This is a genomic window from Pseudomonas sp. 8BK, from assembly GCF_902506475.1.
GTDB lineage: Bacteria > Pseudomonadota > Gammaproteobacteria > Pseudomonadales > Pseudomonadaceae > Aquipseudomonas > Aquipseudomonas anguilliseptica.
In genome coordinates this window covers 1,323,181-1,345,983 of the sequence record NZ_LR733252.1, presented here as the reverse complement: position 1 = coordinate 1,345,983, position 22,803 = coordinate 1,323,181, and the positions used below count along the sequence as shown (strand labels likewise).

General features: G+C 63.3%; 19 protein-coding genes. 8 read left to right on the top strand and 11 right to left on the bottom strand.

The window, feature by feature from the left end; translation table 11 throughout:
* Nucleotides 1–52: 52 nt before the first annotated feature.
* Nucleotides 53–463, bottom strand: coding sequence for an SMI1/KNR4 family protein (locus ACIN8IBEIGE_RS06120; protein ID WP_160013867.1), 411 nt, complete (start codon nucleotides 461–463; stop codon nucleotides 53–55).
* 134 nt (nucleotides 464–597) lie between these two features.
* Between ACIN8IBEIGE_RS06120 and ACIN8IBEIGE_RS06115 the strand changes: the two genes are divergently transcribed.
* Nucleotides 598–1,185, top strand: a complete 588-nt coding sequence (locus ACIN8IBEIGE_RS06115) for a hypothetical protein (RefSeq protein ID WP_160013866.1) — start codon at nucleotides 598–600, stop codon at nucleotides 1,183–1,185.
* Here ACIN8IBEIGE_RS06115 and ACIN8IBEIGE_RS06110 read toward each other — a convergent pair.
* The 5 genes from ACIN8IBEIGE_RS06110 to uvrD form a co-directional block, all read right to left on the bottom strand.
* Nucleotides 1,182–1,550, bottom strand: coding sequence for a VOC family protein (locus ACIN8IBEIGE_RS06110; protein ID WP_090387646.1), 369 nt, complete (start codon nucleotides 1,548–1,550; stop codon nucleotides 1,182–1,184). The two genes, ACIN8IBEIGE_RS06115 and ACIN8IBEIGE_RS06110, sit on opposite strands and share 4 nt — an antisense overlap.
* A 135-nt stretch (nucleotides 1,551–1,685) precedes the next feature.
* Complete coding sequence (locus tag ACIN8IBEIGE_RS06105) at nucleotides 1,686–2,531, bottom strand: Tim44 domain-containing protein (protein ID WP_160013865.1); 846 nt, start codon at nucleotides 2,529–2,531, stop codon at nucleotides 1,686–1,688.
* 104 nt (nucleotides 2,532–2,635) lie between these two features.
* A complete protein-coding gene (locus tag ACIN8IBEIGE_RS06100) occupies nucleotides 2,636–3,214 on the bottom strand; it encodes a TetR/AcrR family transcriptional regulator (RefSeq protein ID WP_160013864.1) in 579 nt (192 codons plus the stop codon).
* 102 nt (nucleotides 3,215–3,316) lie between these two features.
* The gene (locus ACIN8IBEIGE_RS06095) at nucleotides 3,317–4,411 is read right to left on the bottom strand and encodes a TRAP transporter substrate-binding protein (protein WP_160013863.1); all 1,095 of its coding nucleotides are present in this window, start codon (nucleotides 4,409–4,411) and stop codon (nucleotides 3,317–3,319) included.
* 32 nt (nucleotides 4,412–4,443) lie between these two features.
* Nucleotides 4,444–6,648, bottom strand: a complete 2,205-nt coding sequence (gene uvrD / locus ACIN8IBEIGE_RS06090) for a DNA helicase II (RefSeq protein ID WP_160013862.1) — start codon at nucleotides 6,646–6,648, stop codon at nucleotides 4,444–4,446.
* Nucleotides 6,649–6,881: 233 nt separating this feature from the next.
* Here uvrD and ACIN8IBEIGE_RS06085 point away from each other — a divergent pair, with 233 nt between their 5' ends.
* From ACIN8IBEIGE_RS06085 to ACIN8IBEIGE_RS06075, 3 genes are all read left to right on the top strand, one after another.
* The gene (locus ACIN8IBEIGE_RS06085; RefSeq protein ID WP_160013861.1) at nucleotides 6,882–9,764 is read left to right on the top strand and encodes a bifunctional diguanylate cyclase/phosphodiesterase; all 2,883 of its coding nucleotides are present in this window, start codon (nucleotides 6,882–6,884) and stop codon (nucleotides 9,762–9,764) included.
* A gap of 74 nt (nucleotides 9,765–9,838) precedes the next feature.
* Nucleotides 9,839–11,107, top strand: a complete 1,269-nt coding sequence (locus ACIN8IBEIGE_RS06080) for an MFS transporter (protein WP_160013860.1) — start codon at nucleotides 9,839–9,841, stop codon at nucleotides 11,105–11,107.
* A gap of 144 nt (nucleotides 11,108–11,251) precedes the next feature.
* Nucleotides 11,252–11,926: a hypothetical protein gene (locus tag ACIN8IBEIGE_RS06075; protein WP_160013859.1), complete on the top strand. Its 675-nt coding sequence runs from the start codon at nucleotides 11,252–11,254 to the stop codon at nucleotides 11,924–11,926.
* On the opposite strand, the gene zwf is transcribed toward ACIN8IBEIGE_RS06075, so the two are convergent.
* Entirely contained in the window at nucleotides 11,927–13,414 is a 1,488-nt protein-coding gene (gene zwf, locus ACIN8IBEIGE_RS06070; RefSeq protein ID WP_178124335.1) for a glucose-6-phosphate dehydrogenase, read from the bottom strand.
* 111 nt (nucleotides 13,415–13,525) lie between these two features.
* Between zwf and hexR the strand changes: the two genes are divergently transcribed.
* Nucleotides 13,526–14,392: a transcriptional regulator HexR gene (gene hexR, locus ACIN8IBEIGE_RS06065; protein WP_090377877.1), complete on the top strand. Its 867-nt coding sequence runs from the start codon at nucleotides 13,526–13,528 to the stop codon at nucleotides 14,390–14,392.
* 90 nt (nucleotides 14,393–14,482) lie between these two features.
* Nucleotides 14,483–14,710, top strand: a complete 228-nt coding sequence (locus ACIN8IBEIGE_RS06060; RefSeq protein ID WP_160013857.1) for a PA3496 family putative envelope integrity protein — start codon at nucleotides 14,483–14,485, stop codon at nucleotides 14,708–14,710.
* A gap of 59 nt (nucleotides 14,711–14,769) precedes the next feature.
* Here the strand turns inward: ACIN8IBEIGE_RS06060 and ACIN8IBEIGE_RS06055 are convergent, their stop codons facing one another.
* Complete coding sequence (locus ACIN8IBEIGE_RS06055) at nucleotides 14,770–16,959, bottom strand: M14 family zinc carboxypeptidase (RefSeq protein WP_160013856.1); 2,190 nt, start codon at nucleotides 16,957–16,959, stop codon at nucleotides 14,770–14,772.
* A gap of 330 nt (nucleotides 16,960–17,289) precedes the next feature.
* On the opposite strand from ACIN8IBEIGE_RS06055, the gene ACIN8IBEIGE_RS06050 reads away from it, so the two are divergent.
* Nucleotides 17,290–17,760: a hypothetical protein gene (locus ACIN8IBEIGE_RS06050; protein ID WP_160013855.1), complete on the top strand. Its 471-nt coding sequence runs from the start codon at nucleotides 17,290–17,292 to the stop codon at nucleotides 17,758–17,760.
* 173 nt (nucleotides 17,761–17,933) lie between these two features.
* Complete coding sequence (locus tag ACIN8IBEIGE_RS06045) at nucleotides 17,934–18,941, top strand: Ldh family oxidoreductase (RefSeq protein WP_160013854.1); 1,008 nt, start codon at nucleotides 17,934–17,936, stop codon at nucleotides 18,939–18,941.
* Nucleotides 18,942–19,013: 72 nt separating this feature from the next.
* Here ACIN8IBEIGE_RS06045 and ACIN8IBEIGE_RS06040 read toward each other — a convergent pair whose 3' ends face one another.
* From ACIN8IBEIGE_RS06040 to ACIN8IBEIGE_RS06030, 3 genes are all read right to left on the bottom strand, one after another.
* Nucleotides 19,014–20,597, bottom strand: coding sequence for an aldehyde dehydrogenase (NADP(+)) (locus ACIN8IBEIGE_RS06040; protein WP_160013853.1), 1,584 nt, complete (start codon nucleotides 20,595–20,597; stop codon nucleotides 19,014–19,016).
* Nucleotides 20,598–20,678: 81 nt separating this feature from the next.
* Complete coding sequence (locus tag ACIN8IBEIGE_RS06035; protein ID WP_160013852.1) at nucleotides 20,679–21,626, bottom strand: dihydrodipicolinate synthase family protein; 948 nt, start codon at nucleotides 21,624–21,626, stop codon at nucleotides 20,679–20,681.
* Between the two features lie 139 nt (nucleotides 21,627–21,765).
* Nucleotides 21,766–22,803: a proline racemase family protein gene (locus ACIN8IBEIGE_RS06030; protein ID WP_160013851.1), complete on the bottom strand. Its 1,038-nt coding sequence runs from the start codon at nucleotides 22,801–22,803 to the stop codon at nucleotides 21,766–21,768.

Sequence of the window (22,803 nt, the reverse complement as noted above, 5' to 3'; positions counted from 1 at the left end):
GCTGAACTAAGGTGGTCAACTCGGTACGAGCTGGCCACCCTTGCGCTGAGCCTCAGCTTTCCAGCCAGACGTCGCGCACCCAGTGCCAGACCGATTCCCAGCTTTCGTCTTCGTTGATTTCGGTGGTTTCGGCTTCCCACAGCAGCACGGTGCCGTCTTCTTCCACCACGTAATAGTTGCCGTGGTCTTCACACAGCGGTACGAACTCGCGCGGCACGCCGAGCGACCAGGCGGTGGCGGCGACTTCCGGCAGGTAGGTATGCGATTGCGGGTCGCTGGCGGTAACCGGTTCCAGCCGGCCATAGACCACATCGCTGACCTGCAGCAGATATTCGCGCAGGCCGTAGGGCAGGTGGATAAGGATCTGCTCCTGGATTTCCACCAGGGTTTCTTCTTCCGGCAACTCCAGCGGGACGGGCACCGGCTCGTTGAGTTCGCGCAACTGTTCGATGACTTCTTCCACGGTGTCTGCCTCATTTATTACGGGGTATACGGGAGCGTCTTATACCCTAGACGGGTCTAAGCAAAAAGCTGGCACAGTGCTATTGTGCAGATGAACAGTGCGTCAATTTTTGAACGTCATAAGTTGGTCGGGTCATGAGCAATCAAACACAAGAGTCCGAAGACGGTGCACTCAGCGAAGAAGAGCGGATACAGCTGCTGACTACCGCTGGCAAGCGCAACCGCCTGTTTATCCTGGCGCTGGCCGGGGTACTGGGTAGCCTGATGCTGGTTTCGGTTGGGCTGAATATCCACAGCGCGTTCAGTGCCGGCGACGAGCCGCGTATTCATGCGCTGGAACAGCAGATCCTGCAGCTTGAACAGCAACTGGCAGTGCAGCAGACCGCGTTGAGCAACCAGGAAGAACTGCTGGCCAGTCAGCAGGCATCGCAGCTGACGGGAATGTTCGAGCGCGCGGAGAACCCGGATAGCATCGCTGAAGTGAGCAAAGTGCTGCAGGCTCAGGAGCGTGATTACCAGCAGGTAATGCAGGGCCTGAAGGTCGGTATGCGTGACCTGGCCAATATGCTGCCAGGCTCGCGCAGCTGGCTGGCGCATTACGAAGAAGCGATTGATCGTGCCCAGCTCAACAGCCGCAAACGCAGTGAAGATATCCAGGCCTGGAGCGACAAGGCCCAGCAGCCTGCCCCGGCGGCCAAGCCGCCAGGTAAGAGCGTCAACTAGCCCATGTGGTAGAAGGCCAGCTTGTTGCCATCCAGATCGCGGAAGTAGGCGCCGTAGAAGCCTGGTATGCGTTCGCCAGGTTTGCCTTCACAGCTTGCGCCCAGCTCAATGGCCTTGGCGTAGAGTTTGTCCACTCCTTCGCGTGAGCCGCCGGGCAGGGCGATCATCTGGCCATTGCCTGGGGTAGGCGCTTGCTTGTCATAGGGCAGGCAGACGGCAAACATCGGCTGACCCTTGGCGATGCCGTAAAAGGCGATGCGGCCCATATCCATGACCATCTTGGCGCCCAGTTCAGCCAGCAAGGGGGTGTAGAAGGCCTTGGCTTTTTCCATGTCAGTGGTGCCAACCGTGGTGTATCCGATCATTGCACAGTCCTCGCGTTGGGTAGGTTCGAGCGGTTCAGATTGCACCTTGAATGGAGCGCGCGCCAGTCCATACATGTGCTGAATGATGGATAAAGAAAACCCGGGGCTTGCCCGGGTTTTTTATTGCAGCAGGTATTAACCGTTCTGGCGGATACCGGCAACCAGCCATGGCTGGTTGTCACCGACGGCACGTTCCAGGCGCCAGCTTTCGCTGAACACTTCGCCCTGGTCAAAGCGCGAGGTCTTGGCCACGCCGGTAAAGGTCAGAGTAGCGACGGTCTTGTCGCTGAGATCGTCAACGCCATCGAGTTGCACATCAAGGTTGTCAACGTAGGTGGACTGGAAGCCATCGCCCAGCTCGGCACGTTCACGGCTGAGGAATTCCAGCAGCTGCGGGGTGACGAACTCGCCGATCTTGTCCATCTCGTTGGCATCCCAGTGCTGTTGCAGACTGAGGAAGTGCTCGCGACCGGCGTTGACAAAGTTCTGCTCGTTGAACCAGGCCGGAGCGTTGATCACTGGTTTGATTGCGGCTGCGGCGCTGCTGCCGCCGAAGATCGAGGCTGGAGCCGCTGGCATTTCACGCTGCATCGGCGCGCCGTTGGCCGTCGCCGGGCTTGCTTGCTGACGGCGGGCGGCGAGGAAGCGGAACAGCAGGAAGGCGATCAGGCCGAAGATCAGCATGTCCATGATCTGCAGGCCTTCAAAGCCGTCGCCCATAAACATCGAGGCCAGCAGACCACCTGCGGCCAGACCGGCCAATGGGCCCAACCATTTCGATGCACCGCTGGCTGCGGCAGGTTGACGACCGGCGGCCGCCGGGGCAGCGGATTGTTGGGCCGGCGCCTGGCGAGCCTGGTGGCTTGGTGCAGAACCGAAGGATTTGCCGCCGCCCAGACGTTTGGCTTCGGCGTCGAAACTCATGGTGGTCAGTCCCAGGCTGAGGAACATGGCCAGGGCGATGCTAAGGAAGCGCTGCATGGTTAGCTGTCTCTTGGTGATTGGATCTACGCGCGGCATCTTGCCCGGCAAGATCGCCGCTGGCTAGCCATAGAATGTTTCCGGCTTTTGCCCATGTGCCTTGGTCAGCGGCGCAGCAGCATTAGCAGCGGTCCGCAGCGTAACTGCCGGCGCAGCAGGGCGCGGAAGTCGGCGGGGTCTTGCTCGGGGTGGCGTAGCCAGTGGATAAAGCAGCGCAGGTAGACGCCGGTGAGCAGGCTTTCCTCGGCGATGCGGCACAGGTGCAGGGTTTCCCGCTGCGCTGCTTCGCGCCACCACTGCACGGTGCGGCTGATGCGCAGCAGGCCGCCAATCTGCAGGTGGATATGTCCCGGTTCGAGTTTGTACAACAGCATCTGTCCGCTGACTGCGCGGTGCGCGGCCAGGCTGTCGAGCCAGGCAATCAGCAGCTCTTCCAGGCGTTTGGCCGGCTCCAGCGTCAGCAGGTCGGCGCCAGTGCCGCGCGCCAGTAGCGCCTGGTCGGCGCGGTCGAACCAGGCTTCGACCAGTTGATCCTTCTCGCGGTAATGCGCGGCGATGGCGTCCAGGCCCACACCCAGATCGGCAGCCACATCGAACAGGTGCAGGCGCTCCCAGCCGCAGACATCGGCCAGTTGCAGGGCGCTATCGAGAATCTGTGCTGCAGAGACAGTTGCGCGTTTCATCGGCTCACCTCGCCAAGCAGTATGGGCGGCGAGTGCGGCAGGGCCGACCTGAAACGACAAACGGAACCCGAAGGTTCCGCTTGTGGTGGTTGCTGCCGGCTGTCAGCGCCAGTTGTACAACTCTTTCTCCGACAGCTGGTGCATCTGGCTGACCTGGGCCTGGAAGGCCTGCATCGAGGCCCAGATGCGCCCGTTCAGCTCGCTCTGCGCGGCCAATTCGCCGAGTACCACTTCAGACTCGCGCTGCATGGCAGCGAGCACTTCGTCGGGGAAGCGCTTGAGTAAGGTGCCTTGCTGCTTGAGCTGATCCAGGGCCATGGCGTTGTGGTAGACGTAGTCGTCGAGCATGTCCTGGTTGGCGGCGCGGGTGGCCTCTGTGAGGATGGCTTGCAGGTCGGCCGGCAGGCTGTCGAGGGCTTTCTGGTTGATCAGCAACTCCAACACGGCCTGTGGCTCTTGCCAGCCGGGGTAGTAATAGAACTTGGCAGCTTTGTGCAAGCCGAAGGCCAGGTCGTTATAAGGGCTGACCCAGTCGGTGGCGTCGATGGCGCTGGTCTGCAGGGCGGTGAAGATCTCGCCGCCTGGCAGGTTGACGGTGGTCGCACCAAGTTTGCTCAGCACTTCGCCGCCCAGACCTGGCATGCGGATTTTCAGACCCTTGAGGTCATCCAGCGAGTTGATTTCCTTGTTGTACCAGCCGCCCATCTGCATACCGGTATTGCCTACCGCCAGCGGCTTTACGCCGAACGGTGCATAGGCTTCCTCCCACAGCGCCTGACCGCCGCCCTTGCTCAGCCAGGCATTCATTTCGCTGGTGGACAGGCCGAACGGCACGGCGGTGAAGAACTGCGCCGCCGGCACCTTGCCTTTCCAGTAATAGGCGGCGCCGTGACCCAGCTCGGCAGTGCCGCGTGACACGGCGTCAAACACCTCCAGCGGCGGCACCAGCTCGCCACCGGCATACACCTTGATGGTCAGGCGGCCGTTGCTCATGGTCTTGACCCGCTCGGCCAAACGCTCGGCGGCGGTGCCCAGGCCAGGAAAATTCTTTGGCCAGGCGGTGACCATTTTCCACTGATAGCTTTCTGCTGCAGGTGTTGTTGCTGCTGCTTGCGGTTCGGCAGGTTCTTCCTTGCAACCGCTCAGGCCGATGGCGGCGAGCAGGGCGCTGGCAAGCAGCAGAGGGCGGCGGATCATGGCGGCTCCTTATTGTTTGAATAGATTGTCGATTACAGCGCCTGCAGCTTGGCATAGCTGAGCATCAGCCATTTGCTGCCTTCGCTCTCGAAATTCACCTGTACCCGCGCCTGGGCGCCGGAGCCTTCGAAGTTGAGGATGGTGCCTTCGCCGAACAGCGAATGCTGCACGCGCTGGCCGAGGCTGAAGCCGGTGTCCGGTACGGCGCTGCCGGCGAACAGACTGTCACCGCTCATGCTATTACCGCCCATATTGCGGCTGACCGCACCGAACGGCCGGCTGACGCTATTGGACAGGCGCACTTCCTGAATCAGCTGCGGCGGAATCTCGCGGACGAAGCGCGACACCTTGTTGTAGGTCTCGTTGCCATACAGACGTCGGGTTTCGGCGTAGGTGATCACCAGCTTGCTCATGGCGCGGGTGATGCCGACGTAGGCCAGGCGGCGTTCCTCTTCCAAACGGCCGGGTTCTTCCAGGCTCATCTTGTGTGGGAACAGGCCTTCTTCCATGCCCACCAGAAATACCTGGGGAAACTCCAGGCCCTTGGCGCTGTGCAGGGTCATCAGCTGCACGCTGTCCTCGTTTTCCGCGGCCTGGGTGTCGCCGGCTTCCAGCGAGGCGTGGGTCAGAAAGGCCTGCAGCGGGCTGAGTTCGTCGTCTTCGTTGTTCTCGAAGGTGCGCGCGGCGCTGACCAGTTCCTCAAGGTTCTCGATGCGCGCCTGGGCTTTTTCGCCTTTTTCGGCCTTGTGATAGGCGATCAGCCCGCTCTGCTCGATCACCGTCTGGGTCATCAGGTGCAGCGGCATGCTCAGCGCCTTGGCCGCGAGGTTTTCGATCAGTTCGATAAACCCGGCCAGCGCGCTCGACGCGCGGCCTGGCAGGGCCTTGGCGGCGACCATCAGGCGAATCGCTTCCCACATAGACACATCATGGGCGCGCGCGTATTCGCGGATGGTTTCGACGCTCTTCTCGCCGATACCGCGCGCCGGCACGTTGATCACGCGCTCCAGCGCCGCGTCGTTGCCGCGGCCGTCGAGCAGGCGCAGGTAGGCCATGGCGTTCTTGATTTCCGCGCGTTCAAAGAAGCGCTGGCCGCCGTAGATGCGGTAGGGGATCTTCTCGCGCAGCAGGGCTTCTTCCAGCACCCGCGATTGGGCGTTGGAGCGATACAGGATGGCGATTTCGCTGCGCTTGAGGCCGTCCTTGCGCAGGGCGTCCTCGATCGACTCCACGACATAACGCGCTTCGTCGTGCTCGTTGAACGCCGAGTACAGGTTGATCGGCTCTCCGTCGCCGTCTTCGGTCCACAGTTCCTTGCCCAGGCGCCCCTGGTTGTTGGCGATCAGCGCGTTGGCGGCCTTGAGGATGCCGGCGGTGGAGCGGTAGTTCTGCTCCAGGCGGATCACTTCGGCGTCGGCAAAGTCATCGGAGAACTGCTGGATGTTCTCGATCTTCGCCCCGCGCCAGCCGTAGATCGACTGATCGTCGTCGCCCACTACCATAAGGCTGTCGCCGCCCTTGGCGAGCATACGCAGCCAGGCGTACTGCACGGCGTTGGTGTCCTGGAATTCGTCGACCAGGATATGCCGGAAGCGCCGTTGGTAATGCTCCAGCAGGCCCGGTTTGTCCCGCCACAAATCGAGGGCGCGCAGCAGCAGTTCGGAGAAGTCGATCACTCCAGCGCGGGCGCAGGCCGCTTCGTAGGCTTCGTAGATCTTCAGCATGGTGGCGAGAAACAGGTCGCCGCCGGGCTGGATGTTCTTTGGCCGCAGGCCTTCATCCTTCTGCCCGTTGATAAACCATTGTGCCTGTTTCGGCGGCCAGCGCTGCTCATCCAGGCCGAGGTCGCGGATTACCCGCTTGACGATGCGCTGTTGGTCGTCGGAATCGAGAATCTGGAAGTTTTCCGCCAGGCCGGCTTCCTGCCAGTGCGCGCGCAGCAGGCGGTGGGCCAGGCCGTGGAAGGTGCCCACCCACATGCCGGCCGGGCTGTGTCCGAGCATCTGTTCGATGCGGTGGCGCATCTCGGCGGCGGCCTTGTTGGTAAAGGTCACCGACAGAATGCTGTGCGGCGAGGCATTCTCGATCTGGATCAACCAGGCAATGCGGTGCACCAGCACGCGGGTTTTCCCGGAGCCGGCACCGGCCAGCACCAGTTGGCGGCCCACGCGCGCGGCGACGGCCTGGCGCTGGGCATCGTTAAGAGAGGCAATCAGGAGTTCGGGGTCATTTTGCATCGCGGCATTCTAGGGGGCTGCGCCAGGCAGGGCAAACCAGGGTATGACCTGGATTGGCCCAGGGGTTGTAGCGGGCGACTGGTGAGTCAGCTCGGCAGCGTAGACGCGCTGTGGCCGCACTCACCGAAAGTTGGGTATTTGTACTGTGAATTAGCGCACGTCTGGCTTGGGCGAAGCGTCTAGCTCGCGTATGCTGCGCCGACGTTTAGGCAACCACTATAAGAAAATCGCCTATGACCGCATCGACTTCATCCGCTGGCGCCAACGGCTTCAAGCCGACTTCCGGGCGGGAAGTGGCTCAGCTATTCGCCACAGACATCGCCGCCGAACGCACCCGCATGCTCTATCAGGGCTCGCAGGTGCCGACCCTGTTTATGCTGCTCAGCGGCGTGGTGTGTGCCTTCCTGTTATGGAGTGGGCTGCCACATGCGTTGCTGATCGGTTGGTCGATCTGGCTGGTGGTCCTCGCCATGCTGCGCCTGGTGCAGGTGCGCGCCTTCAACAATGCCTTGCCCAGCCGTCAGGCCGAACGCCATTGGCGTCGTCTATTTCTGCTCGGCGCAGGAGCTTCCGGGTTGACCTTGGCGTTTGCCGCCATCGCCCTGGTGCCGGCGGATGTGTTCTACCTGCAGGCAGTGGTCTATGGCCTGATTGCTGCGGCGATTCTCTCGGCCAGCGTGGCCTATGCCATCAGCTTTACTGCCTTCCTCAGTTTTGCCTTGCCCTGTCTGCTGCCTTCGGTGGGCTATCTGCTGCTCAGTGATAACCCGCTGCAGCGCGGCTGGGGCCTGCTCGGCAGTATTCTGCTGCTGGCCTTGCTGGTGGTGGCCTGGCAGGTCAACCGCCTGGTGCAGCGCAGCCTGCTGCAGCGTTTTCATAACCAGGCGCTGATCAGCAACCTGGAGCACGCCAAGATGCAGGCCGAAGGGCTGAATGGCGAGCTGGCGCATGAGGTGGAGCAGCGCCGCCGCGCCGAGCGCGAATTGCGCCTGGCCCATGGCGAGCTGGAAATGCGTGTGGCCGAGCGCACCCTGGAACTGGATGAAACCACCTACGCCCTGAGCAAGAGCCGTGCGCGCCTGACCCTGGCCATCGAAGCCAGCGAACTGGGCCTGTGGGACTGGGACCTGCAGAGCGATGAAGTGCATCACTCGCGCCTCAAGGAAATCTTCGGCCTGGAGCCGGACGAGGTAAAGGTGATGCTGCGTGACCTCAAGCCGCGCCTGCACCCCGATGATCTGCCGGTACTACGCCGCGCGCTGGTCGAGCATATGAAGGGGCGTAGCGACGACTATCAGGTCGAGTACCGTATCCAGCACGCGGCTGGCCACTGGGTGTGGATTGAAGACCGTGGTCGTGCGGTCGAACGCGACGCCGAGGGGCGCGTGCTGCGCATGCTCGGCACCCGCCGCGACATCAGCGCGCGCAAGGTGCAGGAGCAGCAGCAGCAACTGGCCGCCACTGTGTTCGAGGCTGCCAGTGAAGGCATCGTGATTCTCGACCCGGACTACCGGCTGCTGTCGGTCAACCAGGCCTTCAGCGACGTGACCGGTTATCGCCAGGATGAAGTGGTCGGCAAAAGCGTGATCAGCCTGATCAGCAGTGGTGACAGCCGCCGGCAGTACCAGATGATTCGCCTGGAGCTGGAAAACAGTGGCACTTGGCGCGGTGAGCTAATCGAAACGCGCAAGAACGGCGAGCTGTATCCGCAGTGGCTGCAGCTCAACGTGGTGCGCGATGCGCGGGGCAGCGTCAGCCATATCGTCGGCTTCTTCGCCGATCTGTCGTCGCGGCGCGAGGCCGAAGAGCGCCTGCGCTACCTGTCGCACTACGACGAACTGACCGGCCTGGCCAACCGCAGCCTGTTCAAGGAGCGACTGCACGAGGCCAGCCAGCGGGCAAGGCAGGGCGGGCGCAGCATCGCCCTGCTGCATGTCGACCTGGACCGCTTCAAACTGCTTAACGACAGCCTCGGCCATGAAGTGGCCGATCAGCTGCTGCGCCAGGTCAGCCGCCGTCTGACTCAGGCTGTGCCGGAAGCCGACACTCTGGCGCGCCTGTCCGGCGACGAATTCGCCATCCTGATCGACTCCTACGGCAGCCTCTCAAGTCTCGCGCGCCTGGCCAGCCGTCTGCTGAGCAAACTGCGTGTGCCGATGACCGTGGGCGGCCATGAGCTGGTGGTCAGCGCTTCCCTGGGCATCAGCCTGCTGCCGGATAACGCGCGGGAGATTTCCGCCCTGGTAAGCCAGGCCAATATGGCCATGCAACATGCCAAGCACCTGGGCGGCAACACCTTCCAGTTCTTCACCGACAACCTGCAAGCCTGCACCCTGGAGCGCCTGCAGCTGGAAAACCAGCTGCGCAAAGGCATCAACGAAGGCCAGCTGGAGGTGTTCTACCAGCCCAAGTTGTGCCTGGCTTCCGACAGCCTCAACGCCGCTGAGGCGCTGGTGCGCTGGCACCATCCGGAGCTGGGCTTGGTGCCTCCGAGCGATTTTATCGGCCTGGCCGAAGAAACCGGGTTGATCGGCGCCATCGGCGAATTCGTTCTGCGTCAGGCCTGCCTGCAGGCGCGCGCCTGGCAGGTGCAAGGGCTGTCGCAGATTCGTGTGTCGGTGAACCTTTCGGTGCATCAGCTGCGCCAGGGCAATCTGCTCAGCCTGGTGCGCCAAGTGCTCGATGAAACCGGCCTGGCCGCGCAGTACCTTGAGCTGGAACTGACTGAAAGTCAGCTGCTGGACAACGTCGAAAGCGTGATCAGCACCTTCCAGCAACTGCGCGACCTGGGCGTCAAACTGGCGATCGATGACTTCGGCACCGGCTATTCCTCGCTCAGCTACCTCAAGCGCTTCCCGGTGGATTACGTAAAGATCGACCAGACCTTTATCCGCGACCTCACTCCAGGTAGTGAAGATGCCGCGATCACCCGCGCGATCATTGCCATGGCCCACAGCCTGGAGCTCAAGGTGGTCGCCGAGGGTGTGGAAACCCAGGCGCAAATGGACTTCCTCAAGAGCCAGCGCTGCGACGAGATTCAGGGCTACCTGATCAGCAAACCGGTGCCGGCCGAACAATTCGCCCAGCTGCTGCGCGAGCAGGTCGACAAGTTCTAATTGCCGGGCCGGCCGCTTGTCTGTCGCCGGCCGGGTCGCTACTGTCGCGCTTTCGCTGATTTGCAGGATGCTCCATGCAGCCCACTTCTTCCGCCGCCGCGTCTCGCCCGGCCAATGCGACCCTGATCCTGCTGGCCTCGCTGTATTGCGCCCAGGGATTGCCCTCGGGGCTGCTGGCCCATTCGCTGCCGGTGTTGCTGCGTCAGCACGGCGTTGATCTGGCTTTGATCGGTCTGCTCAAGTTGCTGGCGTTGCCCTGGCTGCTCAAGGTGCTCTGGGCACCGTGGGTGGATCGGCTGGCTTCGCCGCGGCTGGGCCATCATCGTGGCTGGATTCTGCCGTTGCAGCTGGGTGTTATCGCGGTGATTGCGAGCCTGGCGCTGATGGATTCCGAGCGGCTGTTCGACAGCTATTTCTTTGTACTGATTGGCCTGTTGCTGCTGGTCAATCTGGCGGCCTCGACTCAGGACATTGCCACTGATGGCCTGGTTGTACGCCTGCTGCCAGAGCGCTGGCGTGGGCTAGGCAACAGCCTGCAGGTGGGCGGTTACAAGGTCGGCATGCTGGTCAGCGGCAGTGGCTTGCTGCTGGCGATGGATGCGCTGGGCTGGAACCTGAGTGTGGCGCTGGTGGCGGGGCTGCTGGTGCTGATGACGCTGCCGATCTGGCGCTTTAACGAGCGGCGCGAGTTGCCGTTTCAACCCGCGCAGGCGGAGCCGGCCGGGCCCGGGCTGTTGCTGCGACATTACCGTGGCCTGTTGCTGCAGCCCGGCATGCTGTTCTGGCTGGCGGTGCTGCTGAGCTTCAAGCTGGGCGATGCGCTGGGTTCGCCGATGATCAAACCGATGCTGGTGGATCAGGGCTGGAGCAATGCCGAGCTGGGCCAGCTGACCCTGATCAGCAGCCTGGCCGGGATCGCCGGGGCGTTTCTCGGCGGCCTATTGTATGCGCGTATCGGCGCGTTGCGCGCGTTGCTGCTGTTCGGTCTGTTGCAGGCGTGCGGGATCGCGGCCATGGCTGTGCTGGTAAGTGCCGGCGGCAGCATCGGTCTGGTCTATCTGGTGGCGTTGTTCGAGCAGACCGCCGATGGCATGTCCACGGTGGCGCTGTTCGCCGTGATGATGCGTCAGTGTCGGCCCGAGCATGAGGGCGCGGACTTTACCCTGCAGGCCAGTGTGCAGCTGCTGCTGGCCGGGCTGGTGGGTGCCACCAGCGGCTGGTTGGCCGAGCAGCTGGGCTTTGCCACGCTGTTTGTCAGTGCTGGTGTGTTGGGGCTGCTGGCGCTGCCCATTGTGCTGCTGTACTTCTGGCGTGGCGCTCGGCCGGCGGTCAGCGCCGCATAAAGCGCTGGCCGCCAGGTGTTTCCTCTATTCCCACCTGCGCCGGGCGCTGCCTGCCCGGCGGGTGCGCAACCGGAGCAAAGATGGCTGCCTTTGCGCTGCGGGCGGGCAATCCTGCGGGCCTGTCCGGATTGAATCGAGGTGCGTATGCGCAAACCCGCGAGCCTGAGTGTCGGCCTGCGCCTGCTGTTGGCGTCCCAGGCCATGGCCCCGTTGAGCGTCAAGCTGGGGCTGGTGCAGCAACTGGGCGCGGAGAAGGCCGCGCTGTTGGCGCCGCATATGCCGCCGGGGCAATTGCGTGAGCTGATCATGGCCATGCCCATCGAGTTTGCCGCCAAGGTGACCACCCACCTCGACCCGCGGCTGATCCTCGATACCTACCTGAGCCTGCCCGACAGCCTGCATCTTGAGGTGGCGCGCCAGCTCTGCGCCGATGGTGCCTTTGCCACGGCGGCGCTGTATGCCGAGTGCCTGTCGGCCAAGCAGATCAAGGTGCTGATCTACGGCATCAACGATGTCGACCATGTGCTGCAGATTGCCCGGCATATCGTCGATATGCCGCTGATCAGCGAAAGCCTGCGCAGTTTCTCCACCGGTTATTTGTGCAAACTGACCGAAGCGGCGGTGGCGGATCGCAATCTGCCGGTGGCCGCCCAGGTGCTGGGTGGCTTGTCACTGGCGCGGCAGGCGGATGTCTGCGCCGGATTGCAGCCGGCGACCCTGCGCAAGCTGTTGCCGTTGCTGCTGTTGATCAGTGGCGATGGTTTGCGCAAGCAGTTGCCGGAGGCCGTGCTGCAGGTGTTTGAGCAGCAGTTGGCTTAGTTATTCCATCCACTGCCGTTCATGGCGCTCCAGCAGGTTGCTGGCCTGCTCGGGGCCGTCGCTGCCGGCCGGGTAGGGCCGCGGGCTCTGGTAGTGCTGGTGCCAGCCCTTGATGATCGGGTCGACCCAGTTCCAGGCCGCTTCGACTTCGTCGCGGCGCATAAACAGCGTCGAATCGCCTTCGATCACGTCCAGCAGCAGGCGTTCGTAGGCGTCCCAGCGGCGCTGTTTGTGGAAGGCGTCGGCCAGGTTGAGATCAAGCTCCACCGGCTGCAGGTGCATGCCTTTGCCTGGGCTCTTGCCCATCAGTTGCAGGCTGATGCGTTCTTCCGGCTGCAGGCGAATCAGCAGGCGGTTGGCTTCGCCGCCGCCGAACAGCTGGTGCGGTACCGGTTTGAACTGAATAAGGATTTCCGACGTCTTGTGCCCCAGGCGTTTGCCGGTGCGCAGGTAGAACGGCACGCCGGCCCAGCGCCAGTTGTCGATTTCGGCCTGCACGGCGACAAAGGTTTCGGTGTCGCTGTCATTGTCGACGTTCTTCTCGAAGTAATAGGCCGGCACTTCCTGGCCTCCGATCTTGCCGGCGGTGTACTGGCCGCGCACGGTCTTGTCCTGCACGTCGAGGCCGGTGATGGGTTTCAGGGCTTCGAGGATTTTCACCTTCTCGTTGCGCACTGCCTCGGCGTCGAAACGTACCGGCGCTTCCATGGCCACCAGGCAGAGCAGCTGCAGCAGGTGGTTCTGGATCATGTCGCGCATGGCACCGGCTTTTTCGTAGTAGGCGCCGCGATTTTCCACGCCAAGGGTTTCGCACACGCTGATCTGCACGTGATCGATATGCCCGGCGCGCCAGACCGGTTCGAACAGCGCGTTGGCGAAACGCAGGGCCATCAGGTTCTGCACCGTCTCCTTGCCCAGGTAATGGTCGATGCGGAACACCCGTGACTCATCGAATACCGCGCCGATGGCGGAGTTGATCGCCTGCGCCGACTGCAGCGAATGGCCGATGGGTTTTTCCAGCACGATGCGCGCCTTGGGGCCGGCCAGGCTGGCGATCTTCAGGTGCGAGGCGATGTCTTCGAACAGATCCGGCGCGGTGGCCAGGTAATAGATGCGCACGCGCTCGGGGTCGTCGCCCAGGCGTTTGCCCAGGCGGCCGAAATCGGCGCTCTGGCTGGCGTCCATGGCGAAGTAGTCGAGGCGCGCGGCGAAGCTGGCCCAGGTGTCGTTGTCGAAGTCGTTGCGCGCCACCTGGGCGCGGCAATGGCGTTCGGCCAGGGCCTGAAAGGCTGTGCGGCTATGGGCGCTGCGGGCCAGGGCGAGAATCCGCGTGTCACCAGGCAGACGACCCGCGCGATGCAGGTGGTAGAGCGCTGGCAGCAATTTATGCAGGGCCAGGTCGCCGGTGCCGCCAAACACCAGCATGTCGCAGGGAATGCTCAAGGTGGGAACTCCGACTCGGTTTAACCGTGCGAGGGCGGCGGCCATGTAGTATAACTACAAGACCACTACAACCCGTCTTACGCCGATCATAACCGAGTCATGACTCCAATGCGGCGTGCTAGATGGATTCGTTAGCCAAATGCCGAGCCTAAACCTGTGAACCTGTTGCAGCACATTGCCCAGTCGCGTCATCTACTCCGCAAATCGGAACTCAAGGTCGCCGACCATGTTCTGCTCGACCCGGCCTCGGTCATGCACAGCTCCATGGCCGAGCTGGCGCACAGCGTTGGTATCAGTGAGCCGACCATTGTGCGTTTCTGCCGGGCGATTGGCTGCACCGGTTTTCAGGACCTCAAGCTCAAGCTGGCGCAGAGCCTGGCTGCTGGAGCCAGTTTCGGCCAGTTCGCCATCCATGAAGACGATTCGGTGGCAGACTTCAGCCTGAAGATCTTCGACACCACCCTGCATACCCTGATCGAGGTGCGCGAAAAACTCGACACCCAGGCCCTGCAGCAGGCCATTGCCGCCATCGCCAATGCCCAGCGCGTGGAGTTCTACGGCTTTGGCGCATCCGGCGCAGTGGCGGCGGATGCCCAGCACAAGTTCTTCCGCCTGCTGCTCACGGCCGCAGCCTATTCCGACCCGCATATGCAGGCGATGAGCGCGGTGACCTTGAAGCCCACCGACGTGGCCATCTGCATCTCCCAGTCCGGGCGCTCCAAGGATTTGCTGATCACCGCCAACCTGGTGCGTGAAACCGGTGCGACCTTGATCACTCTGTGCCCGAGCCAGACGCCGTTGGCTGACCTGGCCACGGTCAATCTGGCCATCGACGTGCAGGAAGACACCGAAATCTACACCCCGCTGACCTCGCGTATCGCTCACCTGGTGGTGATCGACGTGCTCGCCATGGGCGTGGCGATGGCCCGCGGCCCAGGCCTGGTTAACCACCTCAAAAGTGTCAAGCGCAGTCTGCGCAGCCTGCGGCTGTCGCCCAAGGCGCATAAGAGCAGCGAAGACTGATTTCATCGCCACGTTATCGCGTGGCCATCAAAGCGTCATATCCAGGGCCGATGCTGGTACTCCCCTTATTCAGCTTGGGAGCTACCCCCTATGTCTGGCTATCTGGATAAACCGCAGTCCCACGAAAACAGCGACGCCAAGGCCCGGCGCAAGCTGCAGGATCAGCGCCGCATGGAATACCGCCGCGCGATTGAAAGCTATGCCGAGCAGCGTCAGCTGCAGCATGAGTTGATCGATTTTCCGGAGTTGATCGCGACCAGCTACCTGCACAGTCTGCAGGTGGGGTCGAAGAAGGATGCATCAGCGACGGCGCGCTGAGTGCGCGAGGGCTGGAAGCGAACCTGGAGCCGCATAAGGCGGCTCCAGGTTGCCAGGCCTTACTCGATATTGACGGTGTAATCCTCCACTTCACCGTAGTTGAAGGTGCCACACGGCACGGGCGCGGTGTTGTAGCGCATGGCTACCCGCAGGCGGGTTTTCCCGGTGGCGGCGCCTGCAGGGATCACCAGGTTGCCATTCACCACCGTGCTGAGCGCGCGTGCGGAGGTGAACAGTTCTTCACCCGCATCGGTGAAGTCGCCGTCCTTGTTCAGGTCGATCCAGACCTTCCAGTATTCGTTGTACGCCGTGCCGGCAAATTGCGGCGTCAGGCGCAGGCTGTTGCTGCCCCGTTGCAGGTTCACCACCTGGCCGATCCGCGGCTCGGTGAAGTCGCTGTAGGTGCTGGCGGCTGAGCTGCGGGTAAAGCTGCCGAAGCTGACCTGGCTGATCCACTCATCGTTGGCATTACCGCTGGCCGCGCTGCAGTAGTTTGGCTGCGGCGTACTGCTGCCGATCACTAGAAATGCCGCCGAGACCGCACCCCAGGTGCCGGACGCATCCCGCGCGCGGACATATACGGTGTGCTTGCCGGGCTGCAGCCCAGTGGTAGCGATGCTGCCGGTCAGGCCTTCGGTCTTGCCGTTGAAGCTGCCGTCCAGGGGTTGCAATGGCATCGCCTGAGCGCCTGACTCCCAGGGCGCCTTGTCGATGTAGTACTCGGCGGCGGTGACGTTCTGCGTCGGCTCGGTGCCGTTGCGGGTGCTGAAGCGCAGGTCACTCGCGGTGGCACTCAGCGTAACCAGAGTGCCGGCCGGCACGCCGCTGGACGCATTACCACTCAGCGCAAGGTTGCTGATATCCGGGCCGCCCGGGGTGACATAGGGCGTACGGACAACCTTGGCTGCATAGATCAGGGCTGGCAGGTTCTTCGGCTTGATAGTGTTCTGGTAGACCGAACAGCTCTGGAAGAACTGCGTGCCCAACTCGAAGGTGTAGGCAGCGACACCCAGCTCGCCATAGCTGACCCCATCACTGGTGCCGTCGGTCGGGTAGAGTCCGATGGACTGCTGTGGCGAATAGCCATTGAACAGGGCGAATTTGCGTCCCAGGGTCTGCAGCGCAGTGCCGTTGGGTGCGGCCTGGCTGGTATCGCCCCACGGCCATAGCACCAGTTCGCTGTAGCTGTGGATATCCAGGTGGATGCCGCTGGTATCACTTGGCGCTGCGTCATTCTTGCCGGGGCCGCGACGGTCCGGCCAGAGGCTGCGCACATAAGCTTCCAGAGTCTGGATTTCCGGCTCGGAGCCGGCGCTTGGGCCACGGTAGGTGTCATTGCAGGCACTGCCGCTGGAGCCTTGGCCGTTGGTGCTGTTCCAGCCGAAGGTGAAGTTGCGGTTGAGGTCGGCGCCGCGGCTGTTGCTGTTGGCGCCGCAATAGTTCTGGTTGGCATTCTTGCGCCAGGACAGCCCGGTTTCGGCTTTCTTGCGACCGTCCGGGTTGGTCTGCAGCATCAGATGGACTTCGTGGTGATCGAGAATCCAGGTGGCGTCGGCATCGGTGCCGTAGCCGTTGACCAGCCAGCGGGCGAAATCCAGCACCAGCGGTGCGGTGGTGTATTCGCGGGCATGGATGGCGCTGTTGATAAACAGCTTGGGTTTATTGCCGGTAATGGCTTTATTGGTCAGCTTGAGCACACCGATGTCGTGTCCACCCTGGCCGTTGAGTTTTTCCCAGGACTGGCCAACCAGCAGCCACTCGGCGATGCCGGGAAACTGGCTGGCCATGTCGCTGGCCACGCTGTAGGTGCTTTCCAGGGTTTCATAGCAGGCGTAGCCGGGGATGCTGGCCAGGCTTGCGTCGCTCATCGCCGTGGCGCTTTTCAGGCTGCGCTGTTGCAGGCGATTCTGGATCTGCGTGAGGACTTCATTGCGCTTGGCAATAAACTCGGTGGCCGGTGCGAAGGTAAAACCGAAGGCCGTGAGTTTCTCCTGTTCTTCTTCGGTCAGCTCCATGATCAGGTAGCCCTGTTCATAGTGCGATTCAAGTAATTGACCATGGAAGCTGATGGCCGCTTTGCGGGCAATGTCTTCGTTGGGGAAAAACGCCTTGTACACCTGGTTGGCGGCTTTTTCCTGCTCCAGCAGCATAAAGTCTTCTTGGGGTTGGGCGTGTGCCTGAACCGTGTTGAGCATGCAGAGCGCGGTGATGCTGGCACTGATGGCGAGGGTTAACTTCCGCTTTCTCATTCTTGAGATTCCTATCCTTCACTTATTGTTTGTCCGCCCCTGGTAAGGAACGGTGTGTTTTTTGCCCCCTTGTGGAGGGCGAGGGATGTTTGGCAGTGGAAGCTCTTGATGCCGAATGCGTTGGCGCTACTGCATGCCCCTGAACATCTTGTTATGGGAGGCTGGCCGATCTGGTACAAGAGTGCAAAGGAACTTAGAAGGCGCTTGGCTGGCTGTCAATTTCTTCGTAGATCGCTGTCGTTTTTCGTATTTTCACGACATATAGCCGACACGATGTTCGTAAAAATGATGGCTACTAGCTATGTATGGCAACCGTGTAAGGAGGGATTTATGCAAGGAATCAATGGATTGCGGATCGGCATGTTGCTGCTAACCCTCGGGTTGGCCTTGGGCTGTGCTTCAGGCGGAGCCCAGCAGCAGGCAGGCGCTGATAAGGGGTACGCGATGGCGGCCGAGTGGACGCAGCTGCGTCAGGCCAAGGGGCATTTTGCCGGGGGCGAATGGCGCGAGGATCTGGATGCCTGGCAGGGGCGCAAGCACCAGCTGATGCAGACGCTGGCCGCAGAGGTGCTGGCTGCGCATAGCGATACGCCGGCGGTGCTGGCGCTGTTGGGTGAACCTGATGCCAAAGTCACGATCGAGCAGGCGGACTACGCCGACTGGCAGCGCCGCACGGAGTGGCAGGGCAGCCCAGGGCCGCTGCTGTGGAGTTATCACTGGCGCGGCCAGCATGATCAGATGCTGGTGGCCCTCAGCGAAGGGCGGGTCAGTGCGGTGGGCTGGTTATATGCCTGGGAGTAGCGTCGCAGCCAATCACCTGAAGCACAGTCGCAACCTGCAACCTGCAACCTGCAACCTGCAACCTGGGCTGTAGTGGGCTGTGCCGTATTCGGCATAGGGCGCGGGCAAAGCGATCAAGTCACCGACAACGCGCTGGGCCACTCTGGGCTTAATTGACCCGAAGGAGGCTACGGATGTTGCGATTGACCCTGGAACAGGCCGAAGAACTGGCGCAGTCGATTCTGCGTCGGCACGGCTTCAGCGAGGCCTATGTGCGGGCCATCGGCGCTACGCTGCTGGCCGGCGAGCGTGATGGCTGCACCTCCCATGGCCTGTGGCGTCTGCTCGGCATAGTGCAGACGCTCAAGGCCGGCAAGGTCGAGCCTTGCGCCGATCCGCAGCTGATCGACCAGGCCCCTGGGCTGGTGCGGGTGGATGCTCGGGGCGGGTTTTCCCAGCTGGCCTTTGCCGCTGGCCTGCCGCTGCTGGCGGACAAAGCCCGGACCAACGGTATCGCGGCCCTGGCGATCAATCACTGCGTGCACTTTTCCGCCCTCTGGGTCGAACTGGAGGCGCTGACCGAACTGGGGCTGGTGGCCTTGGCTTGTAACCCGACCCAGGCCTATGTGGCCCCGGCCGGTGGCAGCCGCCCGCTGTTCGGCACCAATCCCATTGCCTTTGGCTGGCCGCGTGTTGGCCAGCTGCCCTTTATCTTCGACTTTGCCACCAGCGCCACCGCCCGGGGGGAGATCGAACTGCACCGCCGTGCTGGCCAGCCCTTGCCACTCGGCTGGGGGGTGGACCAGCAGGGGCAGCCCTGCAGCGATGCCGCCGAGGTGCTGGATAACGGCGCCATGCTGACCTTCGGCGGGCACAAGGGCTCGGCCCTGTCGGCCATGATCGAGCTGATCGCAGGGCCGCTGATCGGCGATCTGACCAGCCTGGAGTCCAGCGTCCATGACGCGGGCAGCAAGGCCTTGCCCTACCACGGCGAATTGCTGATTGCCCTGGATCCGCAGCGCTTTCTTGGCGGGCAGGCCACCCAGCATCTGGCCCGCGCCGAGGCGCTGTTTCTGGCCATGCAGGCGCAAGGCGCCCGCCTGCCCTCGCAGCGCCGTTACGCCGCCAGGGCGCACAGCCTGGCCCATGGGGTGGAAATCACGCAGACGCTGTACGACGACCTGCAGGCGCTGCTGGATTAGTAGATCGCCATAAAAAACCCGGCCGAAGCCGGGTTGAAATCACAGACGCCGCCTATCCGTGCCGACACGAAATCAGAGCAGCGGCGCCCGTGTGCGTTGGCCGTCCACCAGGCGTTCGAGGCCCAGCGGGTTGGCGTTTTGCAGGGCCTTGGGCAGCAACTCATCCGGATAGTTCTGGTAGCACACCGGGCGCAGAAAACGCTCGATGGCCAGGCTGCCCACCGAGCTGCCGCGGGCATCCGAGGTGGCTGGGTAAGGGCCGCCGTGCACCATGGCATCGCAGACTTCCACACCGGTTGGGTAGCCATTGAGCAGCAGGCGTCCGGCCTTGTGTTCCAGCAGCGGCAGTAGCGTCGCACACTGGGCAAGATCCTCCGGCTCGGCGATCAGGCTGGCGCTGAGCTGGCCGTGCAGGGCCTGCACGGCGCGTTGCAGCTCATGCAAATCGGCCACCTCGACCAGCACTGTGGTTGGACCGAAGACCTCCTCCTGGAGCAGCGGGTCGCCCCCCAGCAGCAGACTGACATCGGCCTGGAACAGCTGCGGCCAGGCCTGGCGCCCTTGCTGTGGCTGGCCGGCCAGATGGCGTACGCCGGGGTGGTGGTGCAGTGCAGACACGCCTTTCTCGTAGCTGGCCAAGGTGCCGACGTTCAGCATGGTCTGTGCCGGTTGATCAGCCATGTGAGCGGCGAACTCGCGGGTAAAGGCGCCGAATGCTGGTGAACTCAGGCCAATGATCAGACCTGGGTTGGTGCAGAACTGGCCGCAGCCCAAGACCACCGAGGCGCTCAGTTCGCTGGCGATCTGCTCGCCGCGGGCCTTGAGCGCCGCCGGCAGGAGGAGTACCGGGTTGATCGAACTCATCTCGGCAAACACCGGGATCGGCTGCGGCCGCGCGGCGGCCATGTCGCACAGGGCGCGACCACCCTTTAGCGAGCCGGTAAAGCCGACCGCCTGGATCGCCGGGTGTTTGACCAGCCACTCGCCAACCCCGCCGCCGTAGACCATGTTGAACACCCCGGCTGGCATGCCGGTGGTCTCGGCGGCACGGATGATCGCCTGCGCCACCAGCTCGGCGGTGGCCATATGGCCGCTGTGGGCCTTGAACACCACCGGGCAGCCGGCGGCCAGGGCTGCGGCACTGTCGCCACCGGAGGTGGAGAAGGCCAGGGGAAAGTTGCTGGCGCCGAACACTGCCACGGGGCCGACGCCGATCTGCCATTGGCGCAGATCGGCCCGGGGCAGTGGCTGGCGCTCGGGCTGGGCGCGGTCGATGCGCGCGCCGAGGAAGTCGCCGCGGCGCAGCACACGGGCGAACAGGCGCAGCTGGCCGCTGGTGCGACCGCGCTCACCCTGAATACGCGCAGCTGGCAGGGCGGTCTCGCGGCAGACGATGGCCACGAAGTCATCGCCGAGAGCATCGATCTGCTCGGCGATGGCGTCGAGGAACTGGGCGCGCTGTCCCGGGCTCAGCTGGCGGTAGGCCGGGTAGGCGGCCTCGGCGGCGCGGGCGGCGGCGTCCACCTCGGCCTCGCTGGCCTGGTGGAAACTGTAGGGCAGGGCCTCGCCGCTGCTGGCGTCGAAACTCTGCAGGATGATCTCGCCGGTGGCGCTGCGGCCGCCGGCGATAAAGTTGTGGCCGGTGATGGCGGGCATTGTTAGCTCCTGTTGTGGCCTGTTCGGTTGAATGCGGCAGATCGGCCGGATGCAGGTGAGCACCCGGCCGCAGCACGGTGATCAGGCGAGGTTGTGCTCGGCCGACCAATTGGCATACCACTGGCGGAACAGCCGGTACTGGGTCTCGGCGTAGTGGCGCTGGGCATCGCTGAGCGCATCGCTTGGATTGAAGTGCAGGCTGTATTCCGCGTCGCCGCCCAGCACCATCAGGTGCTTGTAATAAAGAACCAGGTCGCAGCCCTCGTCGAAAGACGACAGCACGTTGAGCGCCTCGGACAGCTCCAGGGCGCGGCGCCGGGCGATGGCGTCGCCCTTGGCGGCCTGCTTGCTCAGCTCCACCAGTTGCAGTACTTCGCGCGGCAGGACGTTGCCGATGCCGGTGATGGCGCCGGTTGCGCCGCAATTGACGAAACCATGCATCACCTGGGTATCGACGCCGGCCATCAGGATCACCTGGTCATCCTGTGAGGTGATGTGCTCGGCGGCGTAGCGCATGTCGGCGGCGCCGCCGAACTCCTTGAAGCCAATCAGGTTGGGATACTGGCGACGCAGCTTGAAGAACAGCTCGGCGCGGGTGGCGAAGCCGTAGTACGGGCTGTTGTAGATCACCGCCGGCAGCGTTGGCGCTGCTTCGAGAATGGCGGCGAAGTGCGCTTCCTGGGCGGCAGGCGACGCGCCACGGGACAGCACCCGGGGGATGACCATCAGGCCGTGGGCACCAACCTTGGCGGCGTGGGCAGCGTGGGACACGGCCTCGCGGCTGTTCACCGCGCCGGTGCCGACGATGGTCGGGATGCCGGCCGCCACCAGGCGCGCAACCCCTTCCTGGCGTTCGGCCTCGGTGAGCAAGGGCCAGTCGCCCATGGAGCCGCAGTAGACCACGGCACTCATGCCGGCTTCGATCAGCTCGCGACCCTTGCGCACCAAGGCGTCGAAGTCCGGCTTGCGCTCGGCGGTGCAAGGTGTCATCAGGGCGGGGATGGTGCCGGTGAAGATGTTGCTGCTCATGCTGTTGCCTCCTGGGCAGATTAAACGTATTTCGTATACGAAGATAAAGGGGCGTTATCGGCCCTTGTGTCCATCGGGTGGGTCTGGGCCCGGTTTATCGCGCCGCTGGGGCGGTGGTGATCAAATCGTAGAAAACAGTTTATGGCGTGGGCTCGACCGGCCAGGTATCGGAGAGCCGATAGCCCTCGGGCCAGGGGTCGTCCGGGTCGAGCAGGTGCTGGTGGGTACCGGTGATCCAGGCGCGGCCACTGATGCAGGGGTGAATCGCCGGGCGACCGGCCACCTCGGTGAGGCCTTCGATATGGCAGTGGAACTGCGAACCGATAATCGAGCGGCCGATAAAGGCCTCGCCCACCTGCAACTGGCCTCGCCTCTGCAGAACCGCCATGCGTGCCGAACAGCCGGTACCGGTAGGCGAACGGTCGACCTTGCCGGGGCGGATCACCACCGCGTTGGCGGCGCTCAGAACGCCGTTCAGGCGCTCCAGCGGGCCGGCCAGTTGGCAGAAGGAGATATGCGCCCAGTCCGGGTTCTGCGGGTGGACGAAGCCCAGTTGTTCATTGGCCGCACGGGTGATCTTCAGTCCGCTGGCGGCCAGGTCGGCGGCTTCGTCGGCGCTCAGGGAAAAGCCTAGGGCGCGGGCATCGGCGATGACGAAGCTGTCGCCGCCGTAGGCGGTGTCGACCTTGAGCGTGCCCAGGCCTTCGACTTCGAGCATGGCGTCCAGGCGGTCGGCGAAGGACGGCAGGTTGTGCACCTGCACCCGCTGCACCTTGCCGTCGCGACACTCGGCCAGCACTTCGATCAGCCCGCCGGGGGCTTCCAGGCACAGCCGGGTGACGGGTTCCTGCATCGGCAGGATGCCTGTTTCCAGCAGTACGGTGGCCACGCACAGCGAGTTGGAGCCGGACATCGGCGGCGTGTCGGCCGGTTCCATGATGATCCAGGCCATCTGCGCCCGTGGATCCTTGGCCGGCAGCAGCAGGTTGACGTGGCGGAACACGCCGCCGCGCGGCTCGTTCAGCACGAAGTTGCGCAGGCGCTGGTCCTCGGCGATCCAGCGCGACTGGGCCCACAGAGTGTTGCCGGGTGGTGGGGCGACGCCACCGACTATCACGTCGCCCACTTCGCCTTCGGCGTGGCAGCTGACTATATGAATGACCTTGCTCGAGCGCAT

Excerpts from the sequence above, each read along its gene's own strand:
- ACIN8IBEIGE_RS06115 (WP_160013866.1), top strand. The coding sequence starts at position 598 with ATGAGCAATCAAACACAAGAGTCCGAAGACGGTGCACTCAGCGAAGAA.
- ACIN8IBEIGE_RS06110 (WP_090387646.1), bottom strand. The coding sequence starts at position 1,550 with ATGATCGGATACACCACGGTTGGCACCACTGACATGGAAAAAGCCAAG.
- ACIN8IBEIGE_RS06105 (WP_160013865.1), bottom strand. The coding sequence starts at position 2,531 with ATGCAGCGCTTCCTTAGCATCGCCCTGGCCATGTTCCTCAGCCTGGGA.
- ACIN8IBEIGE_RS06100 (WP_160013864.1), bottom strand. The coding sequence starts at position 3,214 with ATGAAACGCGCAACTGTCTCTGCAGCACAGATTCTCGATAGCGCCCTG.
- ACIN8IBEIGE_RS06095 (WP_160013863.1), bottom strand. The coding sequence starts at position 4,411 with ATGATCCGCCGCCCTCTGCTGCTTGCCAGCGCCCTGCTCGCCGCCATC.
- uvrD (WP_160013862.1), bottom strand. The coding sequence starts at position 6,648 with ATGCAAAATGACCCCGAACTCCTGATTGCCTCTCTTAACGATGCCCAG.
- ACIN8IBEIGE_RS06085 (WP_160013861.1), top strand. The coding sequence starts at position 6,882 with ATGACCGCATCGACTTCATCCGCTGGCGCCAACGGCTTCAAGCCGACT.
- ACIN8IBEIGE_RS06080 (WP_160013860.1), top strand. The coding sequence starts at position 9,839 with ATGCAGCCCACTTCTTCCGCCGCCGCGTCTCGCCCGGCCAATGCGACC.
- ACIN8IBEIGE_RS06075 (WP_160013859.1), top strand. The coding sequence starts at position 11,252 with ATGCGCAAACCCGCGAGCCTGAGTGTCGGCCTGCGCCTGCTGTTGGCG.
- zwf (WP_178124335.1), bottom strand. The coding sequence starts at position 13,414 with ATGGCCGCCGCCCTCGCACGGTTAAACCGAGTCGGAGTTCCCACCTTG.
- ACIN8IBEIGE_RS06060 (WP_160013857.1), top strand. The coding sequence starts at position 14,483 with ATGTCTGGCTATCTGGATAAACCGCAGTCCCACGAAAACAGCGACGCC.
- ACIN8IBEIGE_RS06055 (WP_160013856.1), bottom strand. The coding sequence starts at position 16,959 with ATGAGAAAGCGGAAGTTAACCCTCGCCATCAGTGCCAGCATCACCGCG.
- ACIN8IBEIGE_RS06050 (WP_160013855.1), top strand. The coding sequence starts at position 17,290 with ATGCAAGGAATCAATGGATTGCGGATCGGCATGTTGCTGCTAACCCTC.
- ACIN8IBEIGE_RS06045 (WP_160013854.1), top strand. The coding sequence starts at position 17,934 with ATGTTGCGATTGACCCTGGAACAGGCCGAAGAACTGGCGCAGTCGATT.
- ACIN8IBEIGE_RS06040 (WP_160013853.1), bottom strand. The coding sequence starts at position 20,597 with ATGCCCGCCATCACCGGCCACAACTTTATCGCCGGCGGCCGCAGCGCC.
- ACIN8IBEIGE_RS06035 (WP_160013852.1), bottom strand. The coding sequence starts at position 21,626 with ATGAGCAGCAACATCTTCACCGGCACCATCCCCGCCCTGATGACACCT.
- ACIN8IBEIGE_RS06030 (WP_160013851.1), bottom strand. The coding sequence starts at position 22,803 with ATGCGCTCGAGCAAGGTCATTCATATAGTCAGCTGCCACGCCGAAGGC.